Origin of the sequence: Acinetobacter sp. UBA2063, assembly GCF_002333245.1 — a bacterium.
In the GTDB taxonomy this organism is placed as follows: domain Bacteria; phylum Pseudomonadota; class Gammaproteobacteria; order Pseudomonadales; family Moraxellaceae; genus Acinetobacter; species Acinetobacter parvus.
The window spans coordinates 1-9,525 of record NZ_DDAH01000196.1; the positions used below are offsets into that span (position 1 = coordinate 1).

The window sequence follows — 9,525 nt, forward strand, 5'->3', positions numbered from 1 at the left end:
GAGGTTGAGTCTGCCACAGCACCTTTTACCAAAGTCGCATCCGCATCACTACGCACCACATCACTATTACTAATCAATTTTAATTGACTTGTTGATGCTGTTGTAGCCTCTGCCGCTGCCAATGTTCTGGCAGCAATATGTGTATTTGGATAGAACTGACCATTTGGATGAATGTCATAATCATAGATGGCATATACCCCATCATACTGCAAACCTGTTGAATCTTTTTTACCTGTTTCAGTTGGGGAATCGGTTGTGGCTAATAATGGTGAGCTTTTATTTCCTGAAACAAAACTAACCACTACCACATTTGCACCTTCTTTTTTACCTGCACTATAATGTGCTGTAAAGACTGGTGGTAAATAAAAACGAGGGCTTGTTCCATCTGTTTTATGTAGATTTAAAATTTTTGTGCCTTGTGAATTAAATGCCGTTTTATCACGATTAAAATCAATACGGAATGCTTGCCCAGCCAGATCACCAAAGTAGATATGATCCACCATACCATCATTATTACGGTCTACTGTTTTAATTTCGCTGGCTACACTATATTTTAAATCACTATTTGTTAAATGAGAAATCGTTTTCGCTGTTTCAAATTCCTCATCATTTGAATCAGTCGGCATCGTTGGTGTAATTGCATCCGCATACCAGAGTAAATCTCCATTATTGGCATCAAACATATAGACACCTGCGCCAATCTTTTTGTTGGTTGAGGTCGCATTTTCCTGTTTGTAGTTGTAATATTCGTAGCCTGCATAGCCTGTACGGATACCATTCGCTTTTAGACCATCACCATCATCACCGCCTGCATCATAACCACCACCCACAAACATCACCAGTTTACGCTGACCTTTCCAGTTTACATAATCCAGTTTTGGTTTAGACCAACTTTGTCCCATATTCGCAATAGCGGAAAACTTTTTACCCGTTGGATTTGCTGCTGAATAAACTCTGCTTGTTGCAGGGTCGATATGGAATTTCAGTTTTGGATTGTCAATATCTGTCAGGTCAAGTGCATAATAGCTACGCCCGCCCATTCTCATGCCACCATAAACCCATTGTTTACCTTGTAAATTTTCTTTATCTGTAGCTGTACCACCAATAATATTACGAACTGTATCTTTTACAGTTAAAGTACCATCAGATTTAGTGGCATAAACGGTATGAGCAGCCCATTCACCATCCAGACCATAATACAAAGCGTTTTTACCGCCAGCCAAAGCTCCTGCATTTTCTTTAAATGTTTCTGCTTGGTTTTCAATCATTTCCTTAGGAACAAAAGCAAATTTCTCCACACCAGAAGTGGCATCAACAATACTTAAAGCCCCTTGCGTTGTACCGAACATGACATAATCTTTACGCCCTGTGGTACTAATCTCAATTTTCTTTGTTGTTGCATTCTTACTGGCTTCGGCTTTACCTTCTTGGGTAAGCAAAACTGGTAAGGAATGATAGATACTTCCCATTTGACGCAGATCTGCAGTAACGGTTTTTAGATCCAAGCCATTAGTTGCTGTATTTGAGGCAATATTATAGCCAAGTAATGCCATTAAACCACGCACTCGATTGGCATCATCAGTTTTGGTTTTGGCATCTGTGGTATAAGTATAGTCGATGAGATTTAAATCAAAATTACGGCTAAATTGTGCATCACCTGTCTTTGTACCATCAAAAGCATATTCAGTTAGAATCTTACGTCCTGCTTTTTTTGTTGTCGTATTAATACCCAAAGGCAACTGACTTAATGCGCCACCTTTTTTAAAAATTGCTATACCATCTGGATAATTAATATCAGATTTTGCCCAAATATCTGTTAAATCCTGCAATTTACTTTTTAGAACAACAGTATTAGCTGCTCCACCACTTGCATTAGAATAAACCCCATTATTTACAACATAATATTTTTTTATATTCCCAAACCACAATTGTTGAGTATCTTCAGGTTTGATTTTAGGCTCAAATTGAGGAAAATATGCATACGGCTGGATAATTTCAGGATTCAAAGCATCAACTGGAATAGTTGAAGAGCCAGTGCTCATACTCGGAATATCTTTATTAAGTTCCTGAATAAATTTATTAATACTATTTACGACATCTTGGGAGCTATTCCCAGAAACCCAACCACCGCCACCAAGGTTCCCCCATGTTTTGGCATCTTCAACATCATCATTTCCAGTACCAGCAAAATCACTACCAAACCCCACAACAACCGTTTTTATCTGCAAGCCAACTGGGTTTTTTTCTGGATCAATTAACGAACGAGCATAGTTACCTATACAAGACCAGCCATTATTAGTTTTATAGTAATTACTTCTATTACCTAAAGGACTGCCTGCACAACTAAATAAGCTCCCTTTCGTTGATAAGGATTGTCTCATTAATTTATAGGATGTACCACTTAGACCATCACTACCCGTAGCAGTACCTCCCTCAGGATTAGGCTCACCATCGGTTAGAAAATAAATACCTTGTCCACTACATTCTTTTTTCGCATTAGCATTAGCAGTTGTGCCTACCTGTGATGTTATAGATGTAGGCGCAGCATAGACACTTCCATTTTTTGCATCACTTGTAGAGGCATTAAATCCACTATTATCGCCCGCCGCATCAGTATCATCTATAGTTTGATTATAGTAATAACATCTTGCACTATAATTTTTACTACTATACCTAACTGTACATGCTTGATTACTCGTACTCCCTGCGGGTATAGAGAAACCTTTATCAATATAATATCCCCAATTTGTACAAGTTTGGCTATTCGTATTCCAACTTTGACAATTCCAACCTGTAGTAGAATCATATTGAGCATACATAGGAACATTGACATTGACTTGAGGCAATAAAGTTGTTGTTCCCATTAAATATGCTGCTGCATCTGCATAAGCATAAGCAGTTGGTGTACTTCCACCTGCTGATAAACTATTAATTGCTGTTAATAAGGTATCTCGATGTGTCTCATCACGATATTTTATTGGTTCTTCCCAAACATAAACACAATCACTGTAATCACCGTATGTACAATCTGTATTGGTACTTTTTTTATAAGGGCTAGAGGTACTATATCCTGTAGGTTTAGTAGTTGTCTCTCCGCCCCATGCCAAACAGTTATAATTTTTTGAATCCCATGAAGTACATGTATTGTAATACAAGGTTTTAGTTGTTGTCTTACCAGAAGTTATCTTACGGTTGTAGGCTTGCCAACGTGGTTTAGTATATACTCCATCTGCAACCTGCCCCCCTGTTTTAGTCCCTAATGCTCTTGCAGGAATACGTATGTATCCTTTAGTTCCACTAAAAGTTGAAAGCCCTATAATTACTTTATCTTCTATTCGTGGTATTGTAGCTGTACCCTGTAAGACATCTTTCAATCCATTTTTCAAAGATAATAATCTATTTTCTTTATAATTATTACTTGTCATACTTCCTGAAGTGTCTAGCATCATCATCAGTGTTGTTGAACCTGTACTATCTTCAGGAATCTTATAAATTTCCAAATCTGCGGCATAGCTTGGCACACTGGCACAGATCAATGAAGTAATTGCAGCAGCCACCGCACTCACTTTAAATTTGTTTGACCACCCTTGATGCACACCTGTTGATGCATCACTTTGGCGAACCTGGTTAAGCATTTTCATGATTCATTCTCCTTATGAGGATGCACGTACAGTTTTAATCGTATATTCCATTTGTTGAGTGCTGTATGGAACATTTTTTTCAGACAAACAATCAGTCACCGTTTTATTGGTTTTTAAAGCATCATCAACAAAACTGGTATAATTCGTTAAACAACTATTCACATCTGAACTTGTAGCATCACTCAAGTTAGGTAAAATCGAAGTTGCAGTAATCGCTACTTTTTGAATCCCTGTACTTTTTGAGGTTTCTTTATCATCACCTTCTAGCATATGTTGCCAATCCTGATCATTGGTTGCTGCTCGTACAGTTACTTGAGTCATCACTGCATTACGACCACTCAGAAAGTCAGTCAGACGATTAACCTGACAAAAACCATTTTTTCCCATCTCAGTATTATTAATGGTTGCTCCATTCCAATAAACTACACTGGCTAAACGACTACCTTCGAAGTTGTCTGTGGTTTCACCTCGAATACAAAAGACCAATTCTTTTCCTTTATTTTCAGGGCGCAATGTATAATTCAACATACCATCACCAATACGCATTTTAGTAAAGGAAAGCTCATCATCCGTTTTATTTTCTAGCGTAAAAAAAACTGAATCACTGGTTTGTTTTAATAAATTTTGAGCCTGAACATTTGTTGCAATCCTTAAAGAATTAATACTTCCCTGTATTGCCCAAGTCCCAACAAGGGTCAGAAGAACTAACATTATCAGCACAACAATCAAAACTGAGCCTTTTTGTGCATTTTTTGGTATATGACCTTTCATATCAGTTCTCCTTACTGAATACCAAAGCCATTACGGATGGCAATTGTCTGAGTAACAATACTGCGCAAATATAATTTGTTGTTGTCATCAACCTTTAATATTTCATCAACATTTAATATCTTATACTTTTGATTTGGATCAAAAAATTTATTACTACCCACAGTGTCTGAGGAGCGGGCTAATAAACCTATTTGTATCGAAACAATTTGTGGTTTTTCTCCAGTTAAAGCCCTATAAGCCTCAATATTCATATAGCTGAAACAATCCAACCGAGTATCTGGATCAATATTCTTTGTGGTTGTAACAGGTGGTGTTCCACTCGTAGTGCTTGTCGTGATAGCATCACAGTTATTATTTGCACCATCATACGCAACACCCAAACGCACACTAAAATGATCAACCCGAGGAATAATCATTTCACCATTTCCAGCTAGTTTAAGGTCTGATGGAGAATTAGTTTTTGCGCTGGTCTCTGTATAACGTGCAGCTTTACATGCTAGAGCAAGAGGTTGATTTGGATCATTGCGATTGGTATCAGCTCGCAAAAAATAACGTTCCACCACATAATCTCCACTTGTAAGCTCTGCTCCCTCACAGTCAAATTGATTTGAGGTACTCACACGGTATTGAATCACCAATTGATCACTTTTTTGATCTTTTAAATTTGAAGGGCCAATTGAACCTCTTGTTAATAGATTATTATTAATTGCAAAGTTTAAAGAACCATCAGCATTTCTTTTATTTGAAATATTATCTCCAGCCAACACCACTCCACCATATAAAACCTTATCGTTTATATATGGTTGGGAAGCATTTAAATTTGCCAGACGGATATGTTTAATAACCTCTCCCAAACCAAACATCGTCGAGTCTTGTAAATTCATGATTCCCTGTTGAGTTGTTGCACTACGCTGACTCGTTAAAAAAAGCTGAATCGCTATAGCACTCACTAATAACCCGAGCACCAAGGAAATCATTAGCTCAATCAAGGTAAAACCCCGTTGTTTAGTCGATTGATTATTCATCTTGGAATGCCTCCATCACTAAACATTTAGCATCAACAATATATGTCCCTGTCGTAGTATTTACACAGTTTCCTACATTCGTTGGAGTAATTTCTGTTTTACCCCAAGATACATAAATACAATTCAAAGTACTTTTTATACAACTGGCTACCACGATTTTTTGACCATTATTACTTGCTTTTTCTAGAACTTCAGTTGCATCATATTGGGCCATCTGTGTCGAATTACATTTAGGAATAGCCAATGTTTTTGGAGTGGTAATATTATTGGTTGTATCGCAACCAACAAAAGTGATCTTATTATTCACTGCTGTTTTATAAGTTGCTAAGGCTGTCCTGTTTAATCGCATACGTTCAGCCAAATCCTGAGCAGTATTCATCGCAACTGTTTGTTCTGTTGACTCCTGTGCAGCATCTAAAGCCCTAAGCTGTAATGCTGCAAAGCCAAGTACCCCCAAAGCTAAAATAACTAAGGCAACCAAGACTTCTACCAAACCAACACCTTGTTGCACTTTAATAAGGTTCATGAGCAAGTTCCTGCTGTAATTCTATCGACTGTTCCCATTTTCGAAACAAGAATAATCCTGCTTTGTTTTAGGTTTGGATCACATATAGTAAATTCCAAGGGTATAATTTCAGTAATAGTTGGTGGATTTGTTGGTGGTTCAGTTGATAAATCTGTAGGGCTACTTGATATATAATTAGGATTTGGAATCGTTCTGGTATTTAATGTACTTGTGAGCCCATTAGGTGCAAATTTTAAAATTACATCATCTACGCCAATGTAATCACTCATTAAATTCAACCCACCAACTTTTACCGATTGGTAATAAGTTGTTATTTCATTTGCGGGGCATGTTTCTACACCACTTGCTATAGGACATTTTTTTATTGTAATTTCTTTCTGTAGACCAATTGCTTTACCACGTACCTCTCCAAAAAGAAGTGCATAATGTTTTGCAGTACTATCCAACTTTTTTCTAGCAATTAAGTTTCCAAATGATGGAACTGCCATCATAGCAACAACTGCCAACACAGCAATCGTCACCATCAATTCTATTAAGGTGAATCCTCGATTGTTCCCCATCGCTTACACCCAACTCTTTTAAAATTCCTTACTCTATATTAAATTGTATTTTTACAGAACCAATACAAAGCAGATAAGAGTAATAAAAAAACGGATGGAGTGTTATCCATCCGTTTTGAGTTCACATTTTTCTATACAAATTAGGCCTGAATCACTTGTATCCGTAACTCTTTAGGTAGACTAAACGTAATATTTTCCTCTCGCCCTTGAAGCTCTTGCGGAGCGGTCGCACCCCAATCCTGTAACCGCTGAATGACCTGCTTGATGAGAATTTCAGGCGCGGATGCGCCAGCTGTCACACCAATTTTACTGTCTGGCTTAAACCAATCTTTTTCAAGTTCATCTGCATTATCGACCAAATAAGCTGATTTACCCATACGCTCAGCCAGTTCACGCAAACGATTTGAATTGGATGAGTTTGGCGAACCCACGACCAATACGACATCACATTTCTCCGCCAAGTCACGTACCGCATCCTGACGATTCTGTGTTGCATAACAGATATCATCTTTACGTGGTCCCTGAATCTTTGGAAACTTGGTTCTTAGGGCATCAATTACTTTGGCTGTATCATCAATCGAGAGTGTGGTTTGGGTCACAAATGCCACTTTTTCAGGATGTCTCACCATTAAGGCCTCAACATCCTGTTCATCTTCAACCAGATAAATCTTTCCACCACCAGATTTATCATATTGCCCCATTGTGCCTTCAACTTCAGGGTGCCCCTCATGCCCGATCAGAATGGCTTCGGTGCCCTCACGCGCGTACTTAGTCACTTCAATATGAACCTTGGTGACAAGTGGGCAGGTTGCATCAAACACTTTTAAGCCACGGCGATCCGCCTCCTGCTGTACAGCCTTGGAAACACCATGTGCACTAAAGATGACAATTGAATCATCAGGAACTTGATCAAGCTCATCTACAAAAACAGCACCACGCTGACGTAGGTCATCCACCACAAACTTGTTGTGCACCACTTCATGGCGTACATAAATGGGTGGATTAAAACATTCCAATGCTCGATTGACGATCGCTATAGCACGGTCAACACCAGCACAAAAACCTCGTGGATTGGCGAGTACAATTTCCATAACATCCCCTCTCATCATCTGAATATTTACGCCAAACTATTTCGTTTCATGGCACGCTACACTACAATAGCCAAGATATTTTATCATATCAGGAAAAATATCATGTCGGGTCTATTGTTTGTCGTTTCTGCGGCATCAGGAACAGGCAAAACATCTCTCGTTAAAGCCCTACTCGATCGTGTCAGCAACTTGCATGTTTCTGTCTCACACACCACACGAAGCCAACGTCCTGGTGAGCTTGACGGTGTTCACTATCATTTTACTGATACTGAAACATTTTTGGCCCAAGTTGAACAGGGCGGTTTTATTGAGTATGCAGAAGTATTCGGAAATTATTATGGTACGTCTCAGGCTAAGGTAAAAGAACAATTACAACAAGGCCACGATGTATTACTCGAAATTGACTGGCAGGGTGCAGAACAGGTACGTCGGCTTTTTCCTGAATCAAAACAAATTTTTATCCTCCCTCCGACCCAATATGATTTAAGACAACGTCTTTCCAACCGTGGTACAGACTCAGTGGATGTGATTGAACATCGTCTAAGCTGTGCAGTGGAAGATATGCGTCATTTTGCCAATTTTGACTACGTGATTATCAATGACGATTTTAACAAGGCCGTTCATGATTTGGAGGCGATCATCACTGCCAACCGCTTGGTCACCACACAGCAAAGCGCCCGCCACCAACAACTCATCGCAAACTTGATTACGCTTAATCGCGACTGACTTTAATCGGGAATGGCTTGAGTCTTGCATAAAAGCCTTTTATACTACTCAGTCTTTTAAATTGTGATGTTCAGACGAGACAACTTATGGCACGTGTAACCGTTGAAGATTGTTTAGACCATGTAGATAACCGCTTCGAGTTGGTACTGGTGGCGAGTAAACGTGCACGTCAATTGGCACGTCAAGGTATTGAACCAACTGTAGAATGGGATAATGACAAACCAACCGTGGTTGCATTACGTGAAATCGCAGTGGGTCATGTCACTAAAGAGATTCTAAAACAACGCGACCAAGACTATCAGACTTCAAACCTTGACATGGTATTGTCTACAAATTCATTAAATTTAGAAGGCTTCACTTTCTAAAACGAATTTGCTTTGCATAAAGCCCACTGTGAATACACTGGGCTTTTTTGTTTTGAAAAAAACTGCTTTATATATTGATAAAAGCAATATGCTTCATTGGAAAAATCTACGAGTTTTTATAATGAACAAATTGACAAGTTTCACAATATGCTTTTCATTAGAGACTAGTGTCATTTTATTCTAATTCATATCAAAAAAGGTGTTTTATGCCAGGCGAAGAGGTCAGCCAAGCCAAGCAACAACTCAAGGTCATTATTGAAGCCTATCTTAAGGATAGTGATGTTCAACACGTGCTTGCTGCCTGTGATTTTGCCGATTTAGCGCATAGTGGCATCACCCGTAAAAGTGGAGAACCCTACGTTCTGCATCCGATTGCCGTCAGCTGTATTCTGGCACATATGCGTCTTGATGCGGATACGCTCATGGCAGCCTTGTTACATGATGTGATTGAAGACACGGAGTTCTCCAAAGAAGAAATTGGCCAGAAGTTTGGGACTGTGGTTGCGGAACTAGTTGATGGTGTAACCAAGCTCAGCCATTCCAGTGACAAGGAATATAACAAGGCAGCCTCTTTTCGAAAAATTCTGCAAGCCACCTTACAGGACCCACGTGTCATTATTATTAAACTCGCCGATCGTTATCATAATATGACCACATTGGGTGCGTTGCGCCCAGACAAGCGCGCACGCATTGCACAAGAAACCTTTGATATTTTTGTACCTATGGCTCGCCTTGTCGGTATGAATGAAATGGCGGACAATCTGGAACACCTCTGTTATCAGAATCTTGATCTGGATATGTTTAATGATGTGCAAACCGC

The 9,525-nt window shown here is 39.1% G+C and carries 9 protein-coding genes; 3 read left to right on the top strand and 6 right to left on the bottom strand.

Features of this window, described 5'->3' with window-relative positions:
* The 6 genes from B4H32_RS09515 to ispH form a co-directional block, all read right to left on the bottom strand.
* Positions 1-3,641: hypothetical protein (locus B4H32_RS09515; protein WP_286802604.1), on the bottom strand; the 3,641-nt coding region annotated here is incomplete at its 3' end.
* Positions 3,642-3,653: 12 nt separating this feature from the next.
* A complete protein-coding gene (locus tag B4H32_RS09520) occupies positions 3,654-4,412 on the bottom strand; it encodes a pilus assembly PilX family protein (RefSeq protein WP_286802606.1) in 759 nt (252 codons plus the stop codon).
* A gap of 11 nt (positions 4,413-4,423) precedes the next feature.
* The gene (locus tag B4H32_RS09525; protein WP_286802608.1) at positions 4,424-5,437 is read right to left on the bottom strand and encodes a PilW family protein; all 1,014 of its coding nucleotides are present in this window, start codon (positions 5,435-5,437) and stop codon (positions 4,424-4,426) included.
* Positions 5,430-5,963: a type IV pilus modification protein PilV gene (gene pilV / locus B4H32_RS09530; RefSeq protein WP_286802609.1), complete on the bottom strand. Its 534-nt coding sequence runs from the start codon at positions 5,961-5,963 to the stop codon at positions 5,430-5,432. Before pilV ends, B4H32_RS09525 begins: the two co-directional genes overlap by 8 nt.
* Complete coding sequence (locus tag B4H32_RS09535; protein ID WP_286802611.1) at positions 5,960-6,523, bottom strand: pilus assembly FimT family protein; 564 nt, start codon at positions 6,521-6,523, stop codon at positions 5,960-5,962. The genes pilV and B4H32_RS09535 overlap by 4 nt, the downstream gene beginning before the upstream one ends.
* Positions 6,524-6,663: 140 nt before the next feature.
* On the bottom strand, positions 6,664-7,614 hold the full coding sequence (gene ispH / locus B4H32_RS09540) for a 4-hydroxy-3-methylbut-2-enyl diphosphate reductase (protein ID WP_286802614.1): 951 nt from the start codon (positions 7,612-7,614) through the stop codon (positions 6,664-6,666).
* Between the two features lie 102 nt (positions 7,615-7,716).
* Here ispH and gmk point away from each other — a divergent pair, with 102 nt between their 5' ends.
* The 3 genes from gmk to B4H32_RS09555 all read left to right on the top strand — a co-directional run.
* On the top strand, positions 7,717-8,340 hold the full coding sequence (gene gmk, locus B4H32_RS09545) for a guanylate kinase (RefSeq protein ID WP_004683385.1): 624 nt from the start codon (positions 7,717-7,719) through the stop codon (positions 8,338-8,340).
* 86 nt (positions 8,341-8,426) lie between these two features.
* Entirely contained in the window at positions 8,427-8,705 is a 279-nt protein-coding gene (rpoZ, locus tag B4H32_RS09550) for a DNA-directed RNA polymerase subunit omega (protein WP_004678747.1), read from the top strand.
* A gap of 206 nt (positions 8,706-8,911) precedes the next feature.
* Positions 8,912-9,525, top strand: a 614-nt coding sequence (locus tag B4H32_RS09555; protein WP_286802617.1) for an HD domain-containing protein, incomplete at its 3' end; no start/stop codon positions are given.

Coding starts and splice junctions, on each gene's coding strand:
- B4H32_RS09520 (WP_286802606.1), bottom strand. CDS start 4,412: ATGAAAGGTCATATACCAAAAAATGCACAAAAAGGCTCAGTTTTGATT.
- B4H32_RS09525 (WP_286802608.1), bottom strand. CDS start 5,437: ATGAATAATCAATCGACTAAACAACGGGGTTTTACCTTGATTGAGCTA.
- pilV (WP_286802609.1), bottom strand. CDS start 5,963: ATGAACCTTATTAAAGTGCAACAAGGTGTTGGTTTGGTAGAAGTCTTG.
- B4H32_RS09535 (WP_286802611.1), bottom strand. CDS start 6,523: ATGGGGAACAATCGAGGATTCACCTTAATAGAATTGATGGTGACGATT.
- ispH (WP_286802614.1), bottom strand. CDS start 7,614: ATGGAAATTGTACTCGCCAATCCACGAGGTTTTTGTGCTGGTGTTGAC.
- gmk (WP_004683385.1), top strand. CDS start 7,717: ATGTCGGGTCTATTGTTTGTCGTTTCTGCGGCATCAGGAACAGGCAAA.
- rpoZ (WP_004678747.1), top strand. CDS start 8,427: ATGGCACGTGTAACCGTTGAAGATTGTTTAGACCATGTAGATAACCGC.